This window comes from Arthrobacter sp. 131MFCol6.1, assembly GCF_000374925.1.
Classification (GTDB): Bacteria; Actinomycetota; Actinomycetes; order Actinomycetales; family Micrococcaceae; genus Arthrobacter.
Map to the genome: position 1 here is coordinate 559,225 of NZ_KB895541.1, position 20,731 is coordinate 579,955.

Annotated in this window: 20 protein-coding genes; 9 read left to right on the forward strand and 11 right to left on the reverse strand. The window is 66.3% G+C overall.

Annotated elements, in window-relative coordinates:
- Positions 1 to 130: 130 nt before the first annotated feature.
- Positions 131 to 2,137 carry a hydantoinase B/oxoprolinase family protein gene (locus C566_RS0102640; RefSeq protein ID WP_018772779.1) on the reverse strand — a complete coding sequence of 669 codons (2,007 nt, stop codon included), beginning with the start codon at positions 2,135 to 2,137 and terminating at the stop codon, positions 131 to 133.
- Between the two features lie 2 nt (positions 2,138 to 2,139).
- The gene (locus C566_RS0102645) at positions 2,140 to 4,194 is read right to left on the reverse strand and encodes a hydantoinase/oxoprolinase family protein (RefSeq protein ID WP_026266305.1); all 2,055 of its coding nucleotides are present in this window, start codon (positions 4,192 to 4,194) and stop codon (positions 2,140 to 2,142) included.
- A 156-nt stretch (positions 4,195 to 4,350) separates the two neighbouring features.
- On the opposite strand from C566_RS0102645, the gene C566_RS0102650 reads away from it, so the two are divergent.
- From C566_RS0102650 to C566_RS22880, 3 genes are all read left to right on the forward strand, one after another.
- Complete coding sequence (locus C566_RS0102650; RefSeq protein WP_018772781.1) at positions 4,351 to 5,949, forward strand: helix-turn-helix domain-containing protein; 1,599 nt, start codon at positions 4,351 to 4,353, stop codon at positions 5,947 to 5,949.
- 144 nt (positions 5,950 to 6,093) lie between these two features.
- Positions 6,094 to 6,675: a dTMP kinase gene (locus C566_RS0102655; RefSeq protein WP_018772782.1), complete on the forward strand. Its 582-nt coding sequence runs from the start codon at positions 6,094 to 6,096 to the stop codon at positions 6,673 to 6,675.
- 53 nt (positions 6,676 to 6,728) lie between these two features.
- Positions 6,729 to 6,866, forward strand: a complete 138-nt coding sequence (locus tag C566_RS22880) for a hypothetical protein (protein WP_018772783.1) — start codon at positions 6,729 to 6,731, stop codon at positions 6,864 to 6,866.
- Here the strand turns inward: C566_RS22880 and C566_RS0102665 are convergent.
- Both C566_RS0102665 and C566_RS0102670 read right to left on the reverse strand, forming a co-directional pair.
- Positions 6,856 to 7,122 carry a hypothetical protein gene (locus tag C566_RS0102665; RefSeq protein ID WP_155846720.1) on the reverse strand — a complete coding sequence of 89 codons (267 nt, stop codon included), beginning with the start codon at positions 7,120 to 7,122 and terminating at the stop codon, positions 6,856 to 6,858. The genes C566_RS22880 and C566_RS0102665 overlap by 11 nt on opposite strands.
- Before the next feature lie 209 nt (positions 7,123 to 7,331).
- The gene (locus C566_RS0102670; protein ID WP_018772785.1) at positions 7,332 to 7,679 is read right to left on the reverse strand and encodes a hypothetical protein; all 348 of its coding nucleotides are present in this window, start codon (positions 7,677 to 7,679) and stop codon (positions 7,332 to 7,334) included.
- 211 nt (positions 7,680 to 7,890) lie between these two features.
- Between C566_RS0102670 and C566_RS0102675 the strand changes: the two genes are divergently transcribed.
- From C566_RS0102675 to C566_RS0102685, 3 genes are all read left to right on the forward strand, one after another.
- Positions 7,891 to 9,174, forward strand: a complete 1,284-nt coding sequence (locus C566_RS0102675) for an SAM-dependent methyltransferase (RefSeq protein ID WP_018772786.1) — start codon at positions 7,891 to 7,893, stop codon at positions 9,172 to 9,174.
- Positions 9,175 to 9,246: 72 nt separating this feature from the next.
- A complete protein-coding gene (locus C566_RS0102680; protein WP_018772787.1) occupies positions 9,247 to 10,245 on the forward strand; it encodes a pirin family protein in 999 nt (332 codons plus the stop codon).
- A gap of 88 nt (positions 10,246 to 10,333) precedes the next feature.
- On the forward strand, positions 10,334 to 10,681 hold the full coding sequence (locus tag C566_RS0102685; protein WP_018772788.1) for a GNAT family N-acetyltransferase: 348 nt from the start codon (positions 10,334 to 10,336) through the stop codon (positions 10,679 to 10,681).
- 28 nt (positions 10,682 to 10,709) lie between these two features.
- On the opposite strand, the gene C566_RS0102690 is transcribed toward C566_RS0102685, so the two are convergent.
- Positions 10,710 to 11,288 carry a TMEM175 family protein gene (locus C566_RS0102690; protein ID WP_018772789.1) on the reverse strand — a complete coding sequence of 193 codons (579 nt, stop codon included), beginning with the start codon at positions 11,286 to 11,288 and terminating at the stop codon, positions 10,710 to 10,712.
- 112 nt (positions 11,289 to 11,400) lie between these two features.
- On the reverse strand, positions 11,401 to 11,730 hold the full coding sequence (locus C566_RS0102695) for a carboxymuconolactone decarboxylase family protein (RefSeq protein ID WP_018772790.1): 330 nt from the start codon (positions 11,728 to 11,730) through the stop codon (positions 11,401 to 11,403).
- Between the two features lie 329 nt (positions 11,731 to 12,059).
- On the opposite strand from C566_RS0102695, the gene C566_RS0102700 reads away from it, so the two are divergent.
- Complete coding sequence (locus C566_RS0102700; protein WP_026266307.1) at positions 12,060 to 13,496, forward strand: DUF2252 domain-containing protein; 1,437 nt, start codon at positions 12,060 to 12,062, stop codon at positions 13,494 to 13,496.
- 6 nt (positions 13,497 to 13,502) lie between these two features.
- A complete protein-coding gene (locus C566_RS0102705; RefSeq protein ID WP_018772792.1) occupies positions 13,503 to 14,996 on the forward strand; it encodes an FAD-dependent oxidoreductase in 1,494 nt (497 codons plus the stop codon).
- Here the strand turns inward: C566_RS0102705 and C566_RS20620 are convergent.
- The 3 genes from C566_RS20620 to C566_RS22600 all read right to left on the reverse strand — a co-directional run bounded on the left by C566_RS20620 (position 14,993) and on the right by C566_RS22600 (position 16,638).
- Positions 14,993 to 15,736: a CDP-alcohol phosphatidyltransferase family protein gene (locus C566_RS20620; RefSeq protein ID WP_018772793.1), complete on the reverse strand. Its 744-nt coding sequence runs from the start codon at positions 15,734 to 15,736 to the stop codon at positions 14,993 to 14,995. The two genes, C566_RS0102705 and C566_RS20620, sit on opposite strands and share 4 nt — an antisense overlap.
- A 237-nt stretch (positions 15,737 to 15,973) precedes the next feature.
- On the reverse strand, positions 15,974 to 16,384 hold the full coding sequence (locus C566_RS0102715; RefSeq protein WP_155846721.1) for a hypothetical protein: 411 nt from the start codon (positions 16,382 to 16,384) through the stop codon (positions 15,974 to 15,976).
- 44 nt (positions 16,385 to 16,428) lie between these two features.
- The gene (locus C566_RS22600; RefSeq protein ID WP_155846722.1) at positions 16,429 to 16,638 is read right to left on the reverse strand and encodes a cupredoxin domain-containing protein; all 210 of its coding nucleotides are present in this window, start codon (positions 16,636 to 16,638) and stop codon (positions 16,429 to 16,431) included.
- Between the two features lie 169 nt (positions 16,639 to 16,807).
- Here C566_RS22600 and C566_RS0102725 point away from each other — a divergent pair, with 169 nt between their 5' ends.
- Positions 16,808 to 17,755, forward strand: coding sequence for a cation diffusion facilitator family transporter (locus tag C566_RS0102725; RefSeq protein ID WP_018772796.1), 948 nt, complete (start codon positions 16,808 to 16,810; stop codon positions 17,753 to 17,755).
- Positions 17,756 to 17,789: 34 nt separating this feature from the next.
- Here the strand turns inward: C566_RS0102725 and C566_RS0102730 are convergent, their stop codons facing one another.
- Both C566_RS0102730 and C566_RS0102735 read right to left on the reverse strand, forming a co-directional pair.
- Entirely contained in the window at positions 17,790 to 19,889 is a 2,100-nt protein-coding gene (locus tag C566_RS0102730) for a putative bifunctional diguanylate cyclase/phosphodiesterase (protein WP_018772797.1), read from the reverse strand.
- A gap of 358 nt (positions 19,890 to 20,247) precedes the next feature.
- A complete protein-coding gene (locus C566_RS0102735) occupies positions 20,248 to 20,550 on the reverse strand; it encodes a DUF4193 domain-containing protein (protein WP_018772798.1) in 303 nt (100 codons plus the stop codon).
- Positions 20,551 to 20,731 lie beyond the last annotated feature (181 nt).

Consider the following 20,731-nt stretch of genomic DNA (forward strand, 5'->3'; position numbering starts at 1 on the left):
GCACTACCGTGGGGTTCGATCCGGGTTTCCTTCGCCGTGGTCACGGATCAGTCGCGATTTCAGGGCAATGAGAGGCCAGGGCCCGCCGCCGCGATCAGCGCCGGCGGGCCCGGTGTTCGTCAGAATGCGTTCAGTGCCAGTGGGACGAGGAACGCTTCGTCATGCTCTTGCGGAACTCCGCGGTGGTCGCCGGGAACAGCTCCCCGGTGCCCCAGTCCAGGATGACGCCGTGGCGGCGGATCACGTCGAGCATGTCCACCTCTCCGGCGCGGTACTTCTCCGCCACTGCGACCGGATCGGCGGTCAGCCACGCGGGGCGGTCGGCGCGGATCTGTTGGCGCAGCAAGGCGCTGGCCGCTTCATCGATCTCGAACTGGTCGAGTTCGCGGTCGATTTCGCGGATGATGACGCCGTAGTCCTTCGCAGCCCGTTCGATCGACACGTAGTCGTCGATGACGTCTTCGAGGACTTCGTCGAAGGGCCGGTCCAAGGGATCGCCGTAGCCGCCCCCACCCGCGGACGGGCGGGTGAACGAGTCCCCGGATTGCAGCGGAACGGCTGAGAAGTTGGACCCGAGGAACTTTTCCTGATCGGTGCCCTTGTTCATCCAGACCCCGTGCGGGATGGAGGGCAGGCCGCCTTCGATGCCCCAGGTAATGGATCGGGCACGGTCGCAGCAGTAGCTCATCACGGTCTTCGTCGCGTCGACCAAGGTGCCGCCCTTTTCGATGCCGAGGCCGCCGCGGAACCTGCCCGGGCCGCCGGAGTCGGTGCCAATCTGGTGCACGGTGGTCAGGACCGGCGACAGCCGTTCCTGGCCTTCGATGGGCTGGACCGCCAGGCCGGGGCCGAAGACCGGGGCGGTGGCGCTGGCCCCGTCCTTGAAGGCTCGGCCACCCCAGCCGCCGGCCATCCAGTCGTACCACATGAAGTAGGGGTTATCGTCGGTGCGGCCGTCGCGGCCACCCACCAGGAGGTACTCGAGGTTGAACGCACAGGCCATGGCGCGCTCAGGCATGATCTGCGACCACAGCTCGAAGATCCCGTTCATCAGCTTTTCGTACGGACCGGAGCAGAAGCCGGTGACCGCAAAGGGCCAGCCGGCATTGACCACGGTGCCCTCCGGCCCGATTTCCGCATCGACGGCGGCATAGAAGCCGGAGTTCAACGGAACGTCGGGGAAGAACGTCTTGGTGCCGGCGTAGATGGCCGAGTAGGTGGTGCCGTAACCGGAGTTAAGGAAGGTTTCGACGGCGGGCGCGGAACCGGTCAGGTCATAGTGGATGCCCTTGCCGTCCAGCGTCAGCTTGATCTTGATGGGCACCAGGCCCTCGCCCTTGCCGGGATCGAAGTCGATGTAGTCGGTGGTCTCCCACACTCCCTCCGGCAGTGATTCCAGGCGGCGCAGGACGATCCGTTCCACATAGTCCTGGGTTTCCTGCATCGCCGCGACAACCGTCGATTTGGAGTACTTTTCAACCAGCCGAAGGACTTCACGCTCGCACACCGCGGTAGCCTCCGACTGGGCCTGGAGGTCACCCATCGCCTGGCGCGGTGCCCGGGTGTTGGAGACCAGGAGTTGGGCGACGTCGTGAAGGAAGACACCCTTGCTCCAGATCCGCACGGGAGTGATCCGCAGGCCCTCCCCGAAGTGCTCCTTGGCGTTGACATCGAATGAACCCGGAACGTTCCCGCCGATGTCAGCCCAGTGGCCCTTGTTCTGGGCGAAGGCGATCACCTCACCGTCGGAGAAGATCGGCCGGATGAAGCTGACGTCGTTGAAGTGCGTGCCGCCCCGGTAGGGGTCGTTGATGGCGAACACGTCGCCGTCGTGGATGTCGTCCTTGAATTCGTCAATGACAGCCTTGCACTGGAAGTGCAGGGTACCGACGTGGACGGCAATATCACCGCTGCCCTGCATGACTGTGTTTCCGTTGGCATCACACAGGGCGGAAGAGAAGTCACGTGAGTAGATGACGAAGGAGTAGCAAGTCCGGAGAATCTGCTCGCTCATCAGGTCGACGCTGGTGACGAAGGCGTTTTTCAGCACCTCGAACGTCACGGGGTCTAGGCCTGATGCCAGCCGGGCATCGGAGTGCGCGACATGGAGATCTGGCATGGTGATCACGTCGGTCATGGTTAGGCTTCCTGCTCGTCTTTGAACTCGGTGAGGTGGATCCGGATGTTGAGCCACTCGTCGATCTCGGCGGTAGTGCGCGGGGGCACGACGGTCGTGGAGTCAAGCTGGTCGATGATGGCGGGGCCCTCGAAGGTCGCGCCGGCGCCGAGCTTGGTGCGGTCGTAGACGGGCGTATCAACCCAGCCGTCGTTGCCGAAGTACACCGGCCGGACCGAATCGGGCTCGCCTGGCCCGGAGACCCATTCCGTCGCCGGGGCGAAGGAGGGCTTGGGTGTCTTGCCGATGGCGGACAGCTGCAGCTGGTAGATCTCCACGGGCTGGTCGTCCTGGCGGAAAGCAAACTCGCGTTCGTGCTGCTGGTGGAAGCTCTGGATGGCGTCTTCCAGAGCGCCGGCACCGGTTCCCATATTCACGGCCAGCGAACGCCATTGTCCCTGGTAGCGCATGGAGATGATCCGCTGCAGGATCGAATTCTCCTCGGACACGCCTTCGTGGCGCAGCCGGGCCGTGGCTTCCGTTTCGAGGGACCTGTACTTGCTCTCCAGGTCTTCCGGATCGGCGTCGGCGGCAACAGCCGTATACATCGCGGACAGGTCGTGCCTGATGTCCACCAGGAGGCAGCCCAGCGCGGACGTGACGCCGGGGCTGGGCGGTACGACGACGGTGGGAATGTTCAGTTCCCTGGCCACCTCTGCGCCGTGCAGGGCGCCGGCGCCGCCGAAGGCGATCAGCGCGAAGTCACGGGGATCGTAGCCGCGGCGGATAGAGATCAGGCGGACGGCGTCGGCCATGTTGGCGTTCGCGACCTGGAGGATGGCGTGGGCCGCCTCCGCTTCGTTCATGTCCAGCGGTTCAGCGATGACACGCTTGATTGCGGTCTGGGAGAGTCCGCGGTCCAGCGTCTTCGCGCCGCCGGCCAGGGTGGATCCGAGCCTGTTCAGGACCACGTTGGCGTCGCAGTTGGTGGGCTCTTCACCGCCCATGTCGTAGCAGGCGGGTCCCGGATCGGCACCCGCGGACTGCGGGCCGTTGCGAAGCGAACCGGCAATGTCAATGTGCGCAATCGAGCCGCCGCCGGCGCCGATGGTAAGGACCTCGATACTGGGGAAGACGATGGGGTGGCCGTATTCCACCTGCCATTCCTTGGTGATGCGGAGCTCACCGTCGGAGACCAGGGCAATGTCCGTAGACGTGCCGCCCATGTCCAGGCTGACGGCGTTCTCGAAGCCACACTGCTGGGCGATGTGCTTCGCAGCGATGGCTCCGGCCGCGATGCCGGATGCCGCGAGGCGCACCGGGTACCGCTTGACCATGCGGGGGGTCATGGAGCCGCCGCCGGAGTGCAGGAGCAGCAGGTCGCCGTCGTAGCCGCCGCTTTTGAGCTCATCGGCGAGGCGGCTGACGTAGCCGGACACCAGGGGGCCCAGCACGGCGTTGGAGACGGCGGTGTTGAAGCGGTCGTGCTCGAAGATTTCGGGCAGGATCTCGGACGAGGTGGAAACTGTTGCCTCAGGAAGCTCTTCTTCCAGGATTTTGCGCATCTGGATTTCGTGCTCGGCGTTGGCGTAGGAGTTGATGAAGCAGACGGCGATGGTGGTGACGCCGCGCTTGCGGAGCACCGCGGCCAGGCGGCGGGCTTCCCCTTCGTCCAGGGGAGTGACGATGCTGCCGGCGTAGTCAGTACGCTCGGTCACCTCGAACCTGTCCCGTCGGCGGATGTAGGGGCCGCTTACGTCGTTGTAGGCGTCCCAAAGGTCATCCTTCGTACCGTCCCGGATCTCGATGACGTCCCTGAACCCCTTGGTCGTGACCATGGCTGCGGGGGGAAAGTTGCGGGTGATGAGGGCGTTCGTTGCCACCGTGGTGCCGTGGGAGAAGAGCGACACGTCCTCGAGGTTGATCTCGGCGCGCTGCACGCCGCTCAATATCGCCAACATGGGGTCAGCAGGTGTCGACGGGACCTTCGTGACACGCATGCGATGGGTTTCTTCGTCGAAAATACAAACGTCAGTAAACGTACCCCCGACGTCGACGGCGACTCTAAGGTTGGACATCTAAGTTCCTCCAGGATGCTGATTGGGTACCAACAACTTTCCCTGTGACGTGGGTCTCTGTCACTGGAGGAACTAAAATTATGGAGCAGGGACCTTTGTCAGATTTACAATCGGTCGTCCGCCAAGGCCTCCCTTCCCCTGCAGCCAGGAGGAACAATGCCCGACCGGACCCCGGTCACTCTTCACGACGTCGTATCCGAAGCGCCGTTGGGCCTGACCCCTCTCGTTCCGGGCAACCCGGCTGCCATCGTATTGGGAGCCCACACAAGTGACATCCACAATCCGGCTGCGTGGCTCGAGCCGAACACCGTCCTGCTGACCACGGGGCTGAGGTTTGTCAATGCCGAACGGGATGAACTGCTGCCCGTGAAACTCGTCGAAGATCTGCGGAAAGCGCGCGTTGCGGCCCTCTTCTTCGGCGTTGGAGTCTACTTTGACCAAGTGCCCGCCAAGCTGGTCGCGGCCTGCAAACAAGCCGGATTCCCGCTGTATACCGTGGCGCACGATGTTCCCTTCCACCGCATAGAGAACTTCATCAACCAGTCACAGGCATCTCCTGATGCGTACGTGCAGAAGCGGGCACTCTGGATAAGCAACGACCTGCTGCAGAGCATTTCCGCTGAGAACCCCGTCCACGCGCTCATCGTCAGACTCGCCATGGCATGCCGGGGCACAGCCGTGCTTTACGAAAATTCCGGACGAATCGTCGAATCCTCCGGGGGAGGCCCGACCCACCTGATCTGGAAAGAGTTGCGTGATGGCAATAACGCGTCCGGGACCATCGTGATAGGGCAGTGGGGGGTCATGGCGCGGCCACTGGTGCTTCGCGGCGAGGGCTTCACCCTGGCCGTGGCCAGCAGGAACCACCGCGTGCTGAAGGATCTCGGAGACGTCCTGCTCGAAACGGCGCAGCGGCTCCTGGCCGCAGTTAATGGGATCGCCCGGTTTTCGGATTCAAGAGAGCGGCACGAAAACACGCTGTTGCTGACTATGCTGCAAGACGGTGTGCCCTTGGCCCGCGAGTTCAGGCACTGGGAGCGGATGCGCGCCTTCCGGTTCACACCGTACGAGCCCCTGCGTGCCGTCGTCGCGGCAAGTCCGGCCGAGGAGCCGGTGGACCCGTCCTTTTCCGAACTCCTTTTGCGAGGGGCCGAAGCCAGTGGTCTGGGGCTCTTGCTGGCAGAGAACGGGCGAACGCCCGAAAACCCGCCGGGCTTCCATGCGGTGGTTTCGAACTCGTCGGCTCTGGATGCCTGGCTGGAGCTGACGGCCGGGTCTGTTTTCGTCGGCCTGTCTGAACCCTATTCCGATCTTGCAAGGACGCCCGAGGCTTTCCGGGAAGCAGAGGCAGCAGCCGGAATTGCCCGCCGGCAAATCCAGGCCGCAGCGGCCACCGCCTCCGGAACGTATCGGGGCATTGTCCGGCTGGATGAGGTGGACCCCGCCACGTGGCTCCTGGCACGTCGGCAGTCTGCGCCGGACAAGGACAAGCTCAACAGGTTTGTTGAGGCCCTCAACGTCGACAGCGACCTGAAGGAGACGGTCATCTGCTACCTGGTGAACGACCTGGATGTCGCGAAGGTTGCCAGTGTGTTGTTCGTGCACCCGAACACTGTCCGCTACCGCTTGAAGAAGGTTGAAACCTTGGTAGGCGGGTCACTGTCGAGCGCACGCATAATTGCCAACCTCTACCTGGCTTTTCACGACGACATAGATGCCTTGAGCCAGGCCAGGGACGAATCGCCAGAATCCTAGAACGAGGCCGCCGGTTCCTCCCATAGCGGCGGGGATCACCTGTTTGACGGGGACGATTCAGCCGTCCCTGCCGTTGGTAGCAGTAGGGGAAGCCGCCGGATTGCGTCGCGGGCCCGAACACCGCCACTACCAGGAGGAGCCGGATTGCTGATTGTCTTGACGGGAATTGACGGGTCGGGAAAAACAACCGCCGCGCAGGCAACGGTTGCAGCCGCGCACCGGGCAGGAAAGAAGGCGCTCCTGCTCCGGAACTACGCCGGCCGGCGCCGGATGTCGCTGCTGGGCGCACAGTTCGGCATACAGCTTCATCCGCGGCTGGCGGATGCCGTAGAGACAGCCATCCGCACCGCGAACGTGGTGGTTTCCCACGCCAGGGCGCACAGGCATCCGGGCCTGGTCATCATGGACCGCCACCTGCACTGCCAGTTGGCGCTGCGCCAGGCGCGGGGCCTTCCCCGGGGCCGGCTTCTGCCCTTCCTCCTGACGAAGTTTCCCCAACCTGATGTAGTGCTCCACCTCGTGATCGACCCGGAACAGGCGCATCGAAGAGTCTTGGCACGCGGCACGGACACGGAAACGCTCGAAGAGCTCACCTCGTTGCGGGCCGCCTACCGATCGCTGCCCGAATACGCGCACTTCACCGAGCTGGCTGCGTCGGGGACCCCGGAGGAAGTGTTCTCCGAACTGGCGCTCGCCATCGCCGATGCCGGCAGGCGGCAACGCTAGGGTGCTGACCGCCGCCGGCCCATCCGCGGCCGGGCCCGCCTCGAATTACCGGCATGAGCAAGTCGGAGAAGAAGAACCTGCGGTATTGCGACTACTACTGCTTCATGTCGCTGAAGGACTTCGCAGCCTGGGTCGACGCCGACGACGACCGGGAACCCGCCATGTCCTACGCCGCGCCCACTACCAAGTAAGTTCCTGGGCCTTTATTTCGTAGTGGCCGTCACGCTGGGTGAACGTGGCCCGGTATCCGCGTTTGACCCCGTTAACCACCATCTGGCAATCCGTATGCGTGTTGACCTTGATATCCGGGAAGTTCTTGCACTCCACTTCGGAAATCGTGACGCCGGGGTCCGTGGGTTTGGCGCGTGCCTTGATCCGCTCGGCCAGAATCTTGCCGCTGGTCTGCGGATCGAAGACCACCACCGACGGCGGGGCTGTCGCCGTCACGGTGGTTGTGGGGCCCGGTATGGCCTGGGGAGCAGCGCATCCTGTCATCAGGAGCGCCGCGCCCAGGCTTGGTGCGCATGCAGTTCTGAATAAGTTCATCGCCGATCAAGTCCATCCGACGCCCGCCACAGGACTGCCCGAGACCCAGGCCGCCAGACCCCACGATGCCCTGACGGGCTTGGGGAATCCTTGGCCCCGCAGCCGCGGTGCTAGCGGTGGGAACGGACGGTGCGAAGTATGCCGCGGATCGAAATGCCGACGGCGCACACCAGAGGGGCCAGCGCCACAAGAACCACCACGGTGTTGGGCCGGAACGTCATGCCGCCCGAAGGGCCCTTGGCGTAGACGCCCAGGGGCAAGACGAGGCCGCCGCCCCCGCCTCCACTTCCGCCGCCGCCGGGCTGGCCGTCTTCCGGGCTGCTGCCCCCGCCGAAGCCGAAGGACACCACCGCTACCGGGACGACCTCTTCTCCTGCGATGTTCACGGCGGGCCCGTAGGCCCGTGACACACCGACATTCTTGAACGTGTCCACGAGGGATGAGAAAGACTCAGACATAGGACACACCATAGGCAACAGCACCCCCAAGCGCCAGAGCCAGCCGCCGCCGCTGCTCTGGGAAGGGGCGGGGTGCAGGGAAGGGGAAGGGGCGGGCAAAGGAATCCGAACCAAGGCTCTGGTTGCCGGGCGTGTTATGCCCTTAGATTTGGAACTGGCGGGGCTCAGCCCGCAGCACCGGAGACGAGGCACTGGAAATGGGGCACTGGACATGACGGCATCGACGAATGCGGCTTCACGGCTGGCCGACGCACTGGCGATCATCCTTGGCACCGACGGGATCCCCCTGCGGCTGAAGGCCTGGGACGGCTCGGAAGCGGGCCCGAAAGACGCCCCCGTCGTCGTTTTCCGGTCCCGGCGGGCGCTTCGACGGATGCTGTGGTCCCCAGGGCAGCTTGGACTGAGCCGGGCCTATGTGGCCGGCGATATCGAGGCACCCGGCGACATCTTCGCCGCCTTCGCGGCCCTCAGCGCGGCGGGAAAGTTCGCCGAGCCCGGCCCGTTCCGGCCGCCGACACCCGGCGAAGTGTTCGCGCTGGTCAAAGCAGCCGTCCGGCTCGGCGCGCTGGGAACGAACCCGGCTCCGCCGCCGGAGGAAGCGCGCGTGAGCCGCCACGGCCGGCGGCATTCCAAGGGGCGCGACGCCGCGGCCATCTCGCACCATTACGACGTCGGGAACGACTTTTACGCCCTCGTCCTGGGCCCATCCATGGTCTACTCGTGCGCGGTCTGGGAGTCGGACGAGACCGGGCTTGACGCCGCCCAGACAGCCAAGCTCGATCTGGTCTGCCGCAAGTTGGGGCTCCAGCCGGGCATGCGCATGCTGGACGTGGGATGCGGCTGGGGCAGCCTCGCACTGCATGCCGCGCAACACTACGGGGCCGACGTCGTCGGGGTGACGCTCTCGGTCGAACAGGCGGCCCTGGCCCGCAAGCGGGCGGCGGACGCCGGACTCACGGACCGGGTGGACATCCGGGTGCAGGACTACCGCGACGTGGACGACGGGCCGTTCGACGCGATCAGCTCCATCGGCATGTCAGAGCATGTCGGACGCGAGCAGATCCAGCACTATTCCTCCCACCTGCAGGGCCTGCTCCGCCCGGGAGGACGGCTGCTCAACCACGCGATCTCCTGGAATGCCGGCGCGACCCCGCCGGACCCGGACTCTTTCATTCCCCGCTATGTCTTCCCGGACGGCGAGATGCTCAGCCTTTCGGAGATGGTCGCGGCACTCGAAGCGGCGGGCCTGGAGGTCCTGGACGTTGAGGCGTTGCGGCGCCACTACGCCCTGACGCTCCGGGCCTGGGTGCGGAACCTGGAGGAGCACTGGGACGAGGCCGTGCGCTTCGCCGGGCTCGGAAGGGCCCGGGTGTGGCGGCTCTACATGGCCGCGAGCGCACTCGGCTTCGAGGCCGGCATCACGGGCGTGAACCAGGTCCTGGTCCAGCGCCCGGGCGGCGCGGAACCCCCCTTGCGCCGTTCGGCCTGGAATTGAGGCCCGCTCCTTGCGGGTTGAGGCCGTCTGCCGAAGGCTGACCCGCGGCCCGCGCGAAGCTAGGCTGTCATCATGAGCAATACCGAAGTCGCGCCCCAGGAAATCCTCTGCGAAACGGACGGGCCCTGCGCCGGCGTCGAACTCCTGGTTCCGCGGCAGGTCCCGCTGGGCGGCCCGCGCGCGATGGATGTGCGGCGCACCCTTCCGCAGCGCCAGCGCAGCCTCATTGGGGCGTGGTGCTTCCTGGACCATTATGGCCCGGACCAGGTCGGCGATTCCGGCGGCATGAAAGTCCCGCGCCACCCGCACACCGGGCTTCAAACCGTCAGCTGGCTGTTCACAGGCGAGATCGAACACCAGGACTCGGCCGGCTTTCACGCAGCGGTACGGCCCGGCGAGGTGAACCTGATGACCGCCGGCCGCGGCATCAGCCACTCGGAATTTTCCACACCGGACACAACCGTCCTGCACGGCGCGCAGCTGTGGGTGGCGCTGCCGGACACGGCACGCCACATGGCGCCCACCTTTGAGCACTACCGTCCCGAGCCGGTCAGCGGAAGCGGCTGGACCATGCGCGTCTTCCTCGGCGCGCTCTCCGGGTCCGTCTCGCCCGTCACAACCCACACACCCCTGCTGGGTGCCGAAATCCTGCTCGACGCGGGGACGGAACTGACGCTCGAAACAGATGCGTCCTTCGAACACGGCCTGCTGGTGGACTCGGGCACCCTGGCCGTGGACGGGCAGCCGGTCGCGAAGGACAACCTCGCGTACCTGCCCGTCGGCCACGGGTCCCTGACCCTGTTCGCGGGCAGCGACGGAGCCCGCGTTCTCCTGATCGGCGGAGAGCCGCTGGGCGAAAAAATTGTGATGTGGTGGAACTTCGTCGGCCGCAGCCATGAGGAGATCGTCGCGTACAGGGCCCAGTGGCAGTCCGAGATCGGCGCGGACGCCGGCACTGGGGACGCCGCCGGTGGAGCACCTGACCTGCGGTTCGGCCCGTTTCCGCCCGGCGGGCCCGCCGCTCTCCCGGCCCCTGCCCTGCCGAATGCCCGTATTCGGCCACGCGGCTGACCTGTCCAATCCGGCAAGCCCTTACCGGCAAGCCCTGCTGCCATAAGCCCGATCGCCGGGCCAATCCGGCCCGCTCAAGGAGACCATAGTGACCACGATTACCATCAGTGACAACCCGCAGCGCAGCCGTTTCGAAGTGCTCGACGCCGGCACCGTGATCGGCCAGGCCGCTTATGTGGACGACGTTGGGGCGGGCCAGCGGATTTTCTACCACACGGAGATCAACGAGGAATATGGCGGCCGTGGGCTGGCCGGGGTGCTGGCTGCACAGGCACTCGATGAGACTATCGCCGCGGGCCTGACGATCGTTCCGGTGTGTCCCTACATCAAGAAGTACCTCGGCAACCACCCCGGCTACGCGGCTCATGTGGTAACGCCAACCCCGGCGCATCTGCGGTTCCTGAGCGACTCGCTGGCTCAACGCGTCCGGCAGTAGCCGCCCCGAGACTTACATGCGCCTCTACTCACGTGTGCGCGATGAACCGCTCCACCCGCCGGTCCGGGATGAGCCAGATCGCGGCGACCACCGTATAGGCAGCGATCCCCAGGAGCGGGTTCACCAGGCTGAGCCCCATCCCGGCGATGTAGAGCGCGGGCGATCCCTTGCCCTTCCAGTCCTGCCCCATGGCCTGGTCCAGCGCGCCGCCGCGTCCCTGCTGGCGGATCAGGGTTGTTTTCAGGATGTAGTAGGCGATGGCGGCGAGCAGCAGGTTCAGCCCGTAGACGAGGACGGGGACCTCCGCCAGACCCGTGTCATTCATCCACCGGGTGGTGAAGGGGATGAGGGAGAGCCAGAACAGCAAATGCAGGTTTGCCCAGAGCACCCCGCCGTTGATCCGTCCGGCCAGATGCAGCATGTGGTGGTGGTTGTTCCAGTAGATCCCGACGTAGATGAAGCTCAGCAGGTAGCTGAGCAGCGTTGGAAGTTCGTGGAGCAGCGCCGGCCAGGTCGGTTCGGCGGGGACGTGAAGCTCCAGCACCATGATGGTGATCACGATCGCCAGTACGCCGTCGCTGAAGGCTTCCAGCCGGTTCTTGTTCATGGGCCGCCTTTAGTCAGGGCATCGTGGCAGATGCAGCGAGGAACTGCCGACGCCGTGACGGGCGGTTCGTAGGAAACGGTACCGTCAAGTGTGCCTTTCGGCGAGGACGGGCTCAGCCTTCGGCCTCTGCTTCGAGTTCTGCCTCGGCCATTTCGAGGGCAAAGCCCAGCGCGCTGGCGAGGTTGCCGGCTGCCGCCACGATCCGGGGAGTCCCGACGATTGGAGCAACTGCGATGAGGATGCCTTGGACGTCCTCCAAGGTGATGCCGACGTCCATTGCGGTACCGGCGTTGAGCAGGTAGGAGCCAGCCGGGGCATCCACTGCAGCGAGGGCCGCGATCCGGGCCAGCATCAATTCGCGAGGTTCGAGCGTGGAGCGTTCGAGCGACACGGCGGTGATGTCGGCAAGGGCAGCGAGGACGGGAGCTTCTTCTTCGGCCATGGTTATGTCTCCATCTGGTTTGCGGTGATGATTGCCGAGTTGGCGAAGAGCGAGGATTACCCCACTCGTCTTGCAACCTAACCCGGCACGGTGAGGGCAGGCATCACCCGAACGGGATGAACCGGTGGCCAGCCATCAGGCTGCGCCACGAACCGGCATCAGTGTGCGGCGGCGGGGTCCGGCTAGACTTCACCAACGCGTTGACGATTGTCCGCGCCGGGGCCAGAATCGCATTAGTTCGACCCAAGGCGCGTCCGCGCGCTCAGCAGGACTGACCCAGGCAACGAGTGCCGATGGCGGTTCCTGACATCAAAGGGAGGTCGCCGATCATGGCTGAGACCAAAGTCAAGCATCCGAGCGTCGAGGAACGTAAATCGAAGGGCAAGAAATACCGGGATAAGGCGCCGGTCTCCGGCCACACAGGGTGGAAAACCGCGTCCGACCGTCCCGATCCGGTGGCACTGCTCGAGGAACAGAACCGCACCCGGGAACAGGACCTCGTGCCGGTGCGGCACGGACGGATGCTGGTCTCACCGTTTACGTTCTACCGCGGGGCCGCCAAGATCATGGCTGCCGACCTGAAGGACACGCCGCGGGCCGGCCTGCGCGTCCAGCTATGCGGAGACGCCCACCTGTCCAACTTCGGAGTGTTCGCCTCGCCAGAGCGGACCTTGCTGTTCGACCTGAATGACTTCGACGAGACCCTTCCGGGGCCGTTCGAATATGACGTCAAGCGGATGGCCGCGAGCTTCACGATCGCGGCCCGCAACAACGGGTACACCAAAGAAGATACCCGCGACGTGACACTCGGGGCGGTTCGGTCCTACCGGGAGGCGATGGCCGAGTTCGCGCAGATGCGCACCTTGGACATCTGGTACGCCCGACTGTCGGAGGAGCAGCTGATGGAAACCTTGAACCTGGCCGTGGCAACCCAGAAGGGCAAGGCCCTCAAGAAGGCGGTCGAGGGCATTGAAAAGACGGCAAAGGCCAACGTCGCCAAGGCCCACACCCGGGACAGCCTGCAGGCGCTCTCCAAGCTCGGCGAGCTCGTGGACGGGAAGTACCGGATCGTCAGTCAGCCGCCGATCGTTATCCCGGCCCGGGAGTTGGGAGAATCGTTCGGCATGTCCGCCGCCGAGGTGGAGGAAGCGGTCCGTGACCAGCTCCGGTCCTACCGGGCCACACTGCCAGATGACCGGCGACGCCTGCTGGAGCGATTCGAAGTCATCGACGTCGCCCGCAAGGTTGTAGGCGTGGGCAGCGTCGGCACCCGGGCGTTCATCGCCTTGCTCCAGGGGCGCGATCAGCAGGACCCGTTGTTTCTGCAGGTCAAGGAGGCCACGAGGTCCGTGCTCGAGGACCACCTGCCGAAGAGCAAATTCAAGCAGCCGGGCGAACGCGTCGTGCAGGGGCAGCGGATGATGCAGGCCGCGAGCGACATCTTCCTGGGGTGGACTAAAGGCGTGCAGGACAACCGGTACCTCTATTGGCGCCAACTGCGTGACATGAAGGGCTCAGCGGTTGTGGAAGGGATGAAGCCGCTCGGCATGAACTTCTATGCCGATGCCTGCGGCTGGACGCTGGCGCGGGCACACGCCAGGTCCGGCGACCCGATCGCGATCGCGTCCTACCTCGGCAAGAGCGACAAGTTCGACCGCTCCATCACCGATTTTTCCGAGCGATACGCCGACCAGAACGAAAAGGACTACCAGGCCTTCGCCGATGCGGTTCGCTCGGGACGGCTGGAAGCCGTTGAAGGCCTCTGATCGCGGATGCCCGAAGGACGGCAGGTTTCGCTCTGGATCGCCACAACCGGTACCACCCGCTATCCGTCCCTGGACGCGGATCTTGAGGTCGACGTCGCCGTCGTCGGGGGAGGGATTGCCGGCCTGACGGCGGCGCTGGCCCTCAAACGTGCCGGCAACACCGTCGCGGTCCTGGAAGCAGCGCGCATCGGCACCGGCGTCACCGGGCACACCACCGGCAAGGTCACCTCCCTGCACCGGCTGGCCTACACCGAACTCGCGGACCGGCACGGACCGGACGTCGCCGGCACGTACGGGCAGGCCAACCAGGCCGCCATCGAGCACATTGCGCGTGTCGTGGCGGAGGAGGACATCGACTGCGACTTCCGCAGGGTGTCCAATTACACCTACGCAGAATCCGCTGACGCCCTCGCCCGGGTCCGCGACGAGGCGGCCCTGGCCGAACGGCTCGGCCTGCCAGCCGTCTTCACTTCTGACGTGCCGCTGCCGTTCGGTGCCCGGGGCGCGGTCCGGTTCGACGACCAGGCGCAGCTTCACGCGGTGAAGTACCTCCAAGGCCTCGCCCGCGCAGTGGACGGGAGTGGAAGCCACGTACTGGAGGACTCGCGCGTCACCTCGGTCCGCGACGGGGTTCCCGCCGTCGTCGGGACCGGCAGTGGCACCGTCCGGGCGCGCGAGGTGATCGTTGCCACCAACGTCCCCGTTGGCGACGCCGGCCTGTTTGCCGAACGCTGCTACCTGCACCGCTCCTACCTCGTTGCCAGCCTGGCACCTGACGTGCCCCTGGACGGGACCTTCATCAGCGTCGACGAGCCGATGCGCTCCATCCTGGCGATCGACATTGAGGGTTCCCGTTTCGTTCTCACCGGCGGCGAGGGGCACCGGGCCGCCGAAATCAGCGATGCCGCCGCCCGGTACAGCCGCCTAGCGGCTTTCTCCCGGGAACGCCTCGGCGCCGGGGAGACCAGCTTCAGATGGTCCACGCAGGACACCATGCCCGTCGACGGGTTGCCGTACGCCGGGACTTTGACTCCGACGGCGGCGCACCTTCATGTGATCACGGGCCTGCGCAAATGGGGCCTGACCAACGGCACCGCCGCCGCCCTGATCCTGGCCGACACCCTGTCGGGCCGTCACAACCCCTGGGCGGCGGTATTCGACACCAACCGCTCTTCCGCCGGCCAGCCCGGCGGGGCGCGGCAGCAACCGGACCAAGCGCCGCAACCCCAGCTGCCGGACAAACCGACCGTCGCCGGGCTCCGACCCGGCGAAGGCACCGTCGCGGAGATCGACGGCGAAATGACCGCCGTCTACGCTAACGCTGACGGGGACCTGCTCGCAGTCTCGGCCATCTGCACCCATCTGGGCTGCACGGTCGCGTTCAACGCGGACGATGCGACGTGGGACTGCCCCTGCCACGGCTCGCGGTTTGCCGCCGACGGCGCCGTCATCCAGGGCCCGGCGACGATGAACCTGGCGCCGAGACCCGCGCCGCGTTAGGTCCCCGCCGGCGTACCGGCGCGCGGGGTGGGGGAGCCGGTGGCCGAAGCGCGGCTTGCCCGGAGCCGTTCCAGCCCGACCACGTCCCGCCCGAATGAAAACGCCAGCAGCCCCAGCGCCGGGCCGAGCACCATGGCACCGAGCGGCGGAGGCACGCCCGGCAACAGGACGAACAGCAGGGCCGCGGGCTGGGTGGCTCCGATGACCCTGCGGACAGTGCTGGACGGTAGCGGGTTCTTCAGGGACGGCCGGAACCAGGCTGCTGCCAGGAACGCGTAGTACATCAGGCCGATTCCCAGGGGCCACAGGCCGAATATTCCGGCCGCCGCGCAGGACAGCACCAGAACCAGGGCGGCATCCGTATCCGTATCCAGACGTGAACCCTCGGCCGTGGCAGAACCCGTGAACCGGGCCACCCGGCCATCCACGGCATCGAGCAGGAACGCGGCTGTGCCGAGGACCACCACCAGAGGGCTTGGTCCGGCTTCGGCGCCGACGGTCAAGCCGACCACCGTTTCGGCGGCACAGCAGGCCACGATGCCTGCCCGGCCGAGGGTAACGCGGTCCGCGGGGGTGGAAAACCGGGGTTTCCGTCGCAGGACGGAGCCGGCGGCCCGGGTGATCACCGCGACCCCCGCCAGCAGGGCCAGGAGCCAGGGACCTGGATCCGTGAGGAGCGCCGCGCCGAGCCAGGCCCAGGCGACAAGATAGGCGCCGACGGCGGCGCCGGCATCCGCCACGGCACGCCGGGCCGCTGCCGATCCCGGCCCGGGCTGCCCTGCCGCAGGGGGCGCGGAGCCTGCCGGCGGGTCTGCAGGCCGGCTTCTGGGCCGGTTTGCCGCTCCCGCGCCTGTAGACACCGTGTCCTTTGGTTTCGTGCCCTCTTGTTTCGTGCCCTCTTGTTTCGTGCCCTGTACAAACGACTTCAGCCTGAACCACCCCGCCCACATGCCAGCAAGTCCGCGGCCCGGGTCTGGTCAGTGCTTGGACCGGGTGCCCTGCCGGTCCGTCCGCGATCCGGCCCGGACGAAACCGATGGCCGCCAGGACAGCGCCGGCGCCTTCGGCCACGGCGCTGACGGACTTCTCGAAGAACCAGATGGGCTCGTACATGGCCGGGAAAGGCCCGAACGCGGGAATATTCACATAACGGTACGCCACCACGGCCACGAAGGCGCTCATGGCGACGACGAACGCGACGGCGAAGGCCGCCCGGCTGCCGCGCAGCAGCACGTACAACCCGGCCAGCACGGCGGCAGCCGATTCCAGCAGGAACAGGTTGCCCTGGCCGATCCCCGCGGAGTTCCCCGCCTGGTAGCCCGGGGCCAGATGGATGTGGACGGCGGCGTCAATGAACAGGGCAACGGCCGTGAGGATTCGCAGTGTCATGCCGCCGGTATGGACCCGCGCGGACCGTCCGGGGCTCTGGGCGCTCATTTGACCACCAGCGTCCCGAGCATGCCCGGATGAAAGGTGCAGTGATAGGCGTAGGATCCGGGCGTCCTCGGCGCGGTGAAGGTCTCAGTGCCGCCGCCCTTGACCTCGGCATCGAACGCTGAGCTTTCGTCAGCCGCGAAGCACCTGCCGGTCCCCAACCAGACCGGGAGCACCCCCAGCGACGGCAGCTTCGAACGAGCATTCATTGCGCACCACCCCGAGCGGCTAGTGGAAACGAGCGGATGAACGTACTAGCTATATTGTGCGCCCGACCGGCACAAATGGAACCAGCCGGCGTCGAACACCGGGCGGCGAGAGGCCGGGGAGATAGCGTAGTCACTGGCCTGCATTCCGCAGCCGAGGGAGGGAAATTGCGTGAAGCGTGAGAAGTCCTGGTCCGCATCGCTCACAGTGCTCATTGCCTTTGCAGCGAACGTCCTCGTCGCGGCAGCCAAAACAGTGGCCGCGCTCATCTCTGGCTCGGCGTCCATGACTGCCGAGGCGGCCCACTCCTGGGCGGACACCGGCAACCAGGTCTTCCTGCTCATCGCCGAACGGAAAGCCGCGCGGAAACGGGACAAAGCCCACCCCATGGGCTACGGGCGCGAGGCCTACGTGTGGTCGATGATCGCCGCCTTTGGCCTGTTTACGGCCGGGGCGGTGGTGTCGGTGATGCACGGCATCCAGCAGCTGATCACTCCGGAACCGCCAGGTGACTATGCGATCGCCTACGTGGTGCTGACGGTCGCGTTCGTCCTTGAAGGCGTGTCCTTCATCCAGGCGTTCCGGCAAAACCGGAAAGCGGCGCGCGAGCTGGACCGGAACACCCTCGAACAGGTCCTCAAGGGCTCCGACCCCACCCTGCGGGCCGTCTTTGCCGAGGACGGGGCCGCGCTGATCGGCCTGCTCATCGCCTTCGCCGGGATATTCCTGCACCAGCTCACAGGATCCTCAGTGCCGGACGCCGTGGGGTCGATTCTGGTGGGCATCCTGCTGGCCGCGGTTGCTGTCGTGCTGATCGAACGGAACCGGCGCTTCCTGGTGGGGCAAGCCGTGACCGGCGATATCGAGGCCACCATGGCCCGCCGGCTCCTCGAACACCGTGAGATCGAGCGCATCACTTACCTGCATCTCGAATACGTGGGCCCGCGCAAGCTTTACGTCGTGGCGGCGGTGGACATCCAGGGGGACCTGCGGGAACACGACGTCGCCGTGGCCTTGCGCCGGGTTGAACGCGAACTTGAGGACCACGAAACCGTGGAGGAGGCCGTCCTGACACTCGCCACCGCGGACGAGCCCTCGTTGGATTTCCCCGCCGTTTGAGCAGGACGCCTCTTGGTCCGGTCCTTCGGCTGGCTCAGGCGCCCGTCGCCGCCGCGTCCATGCCGGCCGGTGGCTGCAGGCGCGCCCCGGAGGCCAGCAGCGCCACGAGAACCGGGGACGGGCTGGGACTGGCCAGCAGGAAGCCCTGCCCCATGTCACAGCCGAGCGAGCGCAGGAGATCCAACTGCCCGGTGTGCTCGATGCCCTCGGCGATGACGGCCAGGTCCAGTTTCCTGGCCACTTCCAGGATGCCCTCGAGCATCGCCGCGGCCGGGGCGTCCCCGGGCAGCCCGGACAGGAAGGCGCGGTCGACCTTGAGAATGTCCGCGGGCAGCGCCGCGAGCGTGCTGAGCGAGGAGAAGCCGGTCCCGAAGTCGTCGATTGCGATGCGGACGCCGAAGCTCTTCAGCCGGTTTAGCGCAGCCACCCCGCCGTCGGCGCTTGTGGCCAGGGCCGATTCGGTGACCTCGAGGATGACCTTGTCAGCCTGCGAAGCGGGGTGGGCCAGGATGCGCTCCAGGGCAGCCAGGTTCCGGTCGCTGGATAGCTGGAGGGTGGAAAGATTGACCGAGACCCAGAAGTCTTCGGCAGTTCCGGGGGACCGGCGCCAGCCGGCGACGTGACGGCTTGCGGTGTCCAGTACCCAGCAGCCGATGGAGCCAATCTCGCCGGTTTCCTCGGCCAAGGGGATGAAGTCGGCCGGTCCCAGCCGGCCCAGGGTCGGGTGCTCCCAGCGGACCAGCGCCTCCACACCGGCGATTTCGCCGGTGCCAAGATTCACCACGGGCTGGTAGTCAAGGCGCAACTGCCCGGCCTGCACAGCCGTGGCGAGGTCCGCCCGGAGAGCAGCGCGGTACGTCATTTCGTCATAGCCCCGGGCATCGAAAAGCTGGTAGCGGCCTTTGCCGCCGTGCTTGGCCATATACATGGCGAAGTCTGCCTGCCGCATCAACTCGGCCGGATCTGCAGTGCCGGCGCTGCGCTGGGCGGCGCCCATGCTGACGGTTACCTTCAGCCGGACGTCATCGATGCAGAACGGGTCCCGCAGCGCGGCCTGGATGCGCCGTGCGACGTCGTCCGTCGCCGTGCCGCCGTCATCCATGACGACGATCGCGAATTCGTCGCCGCCCAGCCTGGCGACGAGGTCATGTCCGCGCACGCAGCCCCGCAGGCGTTGGGCCAGCTGAATGAGCAACGCGTCGCCGCCCTCATGGCCCAGCGAGTCGTTGACATCCTTGAAGTCGTCGACGTCGATGATCAACAGGCCTTCACGCCCGTCCCAGCGCCCGGTGCCGGAAGCGTCCGGGTCCTTCGCTTGGGGGTCGAACATGGCGGCGAGGCGTTCGGTGAGGACCGCCCGGTTGGCCAGTCCCGTGAGCGGGTCATGCGAGGCGCGGAAGGTCAGTTCCAGATGGTTGTCATGCACGGTGGCGGCCATGGAATTGAAGGCCTCGGCCAGCTGGCCCAGTTCGTCATTGCGGACAACGCTGATCCGGTGGCTGTAGTCACCGGACTGCAGCTTCACGACCCCGCGGTGCAGCTCCGCCACGGGGCGAATCAGGTACTTGCTCATCCGCCGGCGGAAGAAGAACACGCCGCAAGCGGCCAGCGCAAAGAGGGCCGTGCGGACGGTCGATACCATCTGCTGGAGCTCGGTTCCATGGGCGACGCCGTCCTCCAGCGCGTCGAGCGAAGCGCGCCGGACGTCGGCGAGCAGTGCGCGGGCCTTCGCGCTGGATGCGGCGAACGCCGGTGCCTCCGCCACTCGGTTGCCGTGGACACTGGCCACCTGGCTTCCCCAGAGACTGTGCGCGGACAGTCCCTCCTGCCATGCGGCCCGGGCCTCGCGGATTGTGGCCCGCATGCCGTACGCCTCCGGCAAGATCCCGGCCGCGGCATCGAACTGGGCGGAGACGTCCTCTTGTTGCCGCAAAAAGGCGGTCTGATCTACGGGTCCTGCGGACAACAGTTGAAGTCCGGCTTGTTCGTGGGTCTCAAGGCCGGACCGAAGCTCGGCGACGGCTTCCGACTCGACGCGGTGCTGTGCCGCGGCGTGCTGCATCTGGTCCGTGACAAAACGTACGCCGACCAGGGTCACCGCGGCCCCGGCCAGCAGGGCTAGGAGCACTAGCATGAATGCCCTGGACCATTCCCGCTGCAGGCTCCCTGCGCGGGCGGGTTTGCCGGTGCGAGCACGTGGGCCTGGCGGCCCTTCAGCCGGCCTGGCCGCCCCGCCTTCGGATCGTTGTTCCGGCCCGTTGGCCGTGTTGGCAGCGGTCGACGGGGACGCAGCAGCAGGGTCCGCCAACCTGCTGTTGGATTTACGCATGATCAGCCTCCGGCCGTGTGCCGGCAATCGCCGCATCGTCAATCAGGAGCGTAGCCGAACCTGCCCCGGCCGGTCACGTCCGGCGGCTTCCCGACACTATTGTGAAGCATGTGACAGAAGTGTATTCGACGGATGGCCCGGCGGGGAGCGCCTGCCGGGGGCTCTAGCTGAGGCAGTCTGCGCAGTACGCGTGGCCGGCCTTCTCCTTGGCCAGCTGGGACCGGTGCCGCACCAGGAAACAAGAAAAGCAGGTGAACTCGTCCTCCTTTTGCGGGATGACCGTGACGGTCAGTTCCTCGCCGGACAGGTCTGCTCCCGGCAGTTCCACGCCTTCGGAGGTATCGGCCTCGTCGAGTTCGCGGACAACGCTTCGGGCGTCAGGCGCATTCGCCGAACGGAGCGCCTCCAGGGAAGCGTTGCGGGATTCCGCGACGTCGGAGCGTACTTCGTCATAATCGGTTGCCACCTGGTGGTACTCATTTCAGTTGCTGGGCGTGTGTTCAGTGTCTGTCTGGATCCCACGGATCTCCGGATCTCCGGGATTGAACCGTACAGCATGACGCCGTGTAAATGCTGGGGACCGGGGGAGTCGCAGCAGTGACGCTCGTGACACCCGGAGGCGGCCGCCCGCGGCGCCCGCCTTCACG

Excerpts from the sequence above, each read along its gene's own strand:
- C566_RS0102640 (WP_018772779.1), bottom strand. The coding sequence starts at position 2,137 with ATGACCGACGTGATCACCATGCCAGATCTCCATGTCGCGCACTCCGAT.
- C566_RS0102645 (WP_026266305.1), bottom strand. The coding sequence starts at position 4,194 with ATGTCCAACCTTAGAGTCGCCGTCGACGTCGGGGGTACGTTTACTGAC.
- C566_RS0102650 (WP_018772781.1), top strand. The coding sequence starts at position 4,351 with ATGCCCGACCGGACCCCGGTCACTCTTCACGACGTCGTATCCGAAGCG.
- C566_RS22880 (WP_018772783.1), top strand. The coding sequence starts at position 6,729 with ATGAGCAAGTCGGAGAAGAAGAACCTGCGGTATTGCGACTACTACTGC.
- C566_RS0102670 (WP_018772785.1), bottom strand. The coding sequence starts at position 7,679 with ATGTCTGAGTCTTTCTCATCCCTCGTGGACACGTTCAAGAATGTCGGT.
- C566_RS0102675 (WP_018772786.1), top strand. The coding sequence starts at position 7,891 with ATGACGGCATCGACGAATGCGGCTTCACGGCTGGCCGACGCACTGGCG.
- C566_RS0102680 (WP_018772787.1), top strand. The coding sequence starts at position 9,247 with ATGAGCAATACCGAAGTCGCGCCCCAGGAAATCCTCTGCGAAACGGAC.
- C566_RS0102690 (WP_018772789.1), bottom strand. The coding sequence starts at position 11,288 with ATGAACAAGAACCGGCTGGAAGCCTTCAGCGACGGCGTACTGGCGATC.
- C566_RS0102695 (WP_018772790.1), bottom strand. The coding sequence starts at position 11,730 with ATGGCCGAAGAAGAAGCTCCCGTCCTCGCTGCCCTTGCCGACATCACC.
- C566_RS0102700 (WP_026266307.1), top strand. The coding sequence starts at position 12,060 with ATGGCTGAGACCAAAGTCAAGCATCCGAGCGTCGAGGAACGTAAATCG.
- C566_RS0102705 (WP_018772792.1), top strand. The coding sequence starts at position 13,503 with ATGCCCGAAGGACGGCAGGTTTCGCTCTGGATCGCCACAACCGGTACC.
- C566_RS0102715 (WP_155846721.1), bottom strand. The coding sequence starts at position 16,384 with ATGACACTGCGAATCCTCACGGCCGTTGCCCTGTTCATTGACGCCGCC.
- C566_RS22600 (WP_155846722.1), bottom strand. The coding sequence starts at position 16,638 with ATGAATGCTCGTTCGAAGCTGCCGTCGCTGGGGGTGCTCCCGGTCTGG.
- C566_RS0102730 (WP_018772797.1), bottom strand. The coding sequence starts at position 19,889 with ATGCTAGTGCTCCTAGCCCTGCTGGCCGGGGCCGCGGTGACCCTGGTC.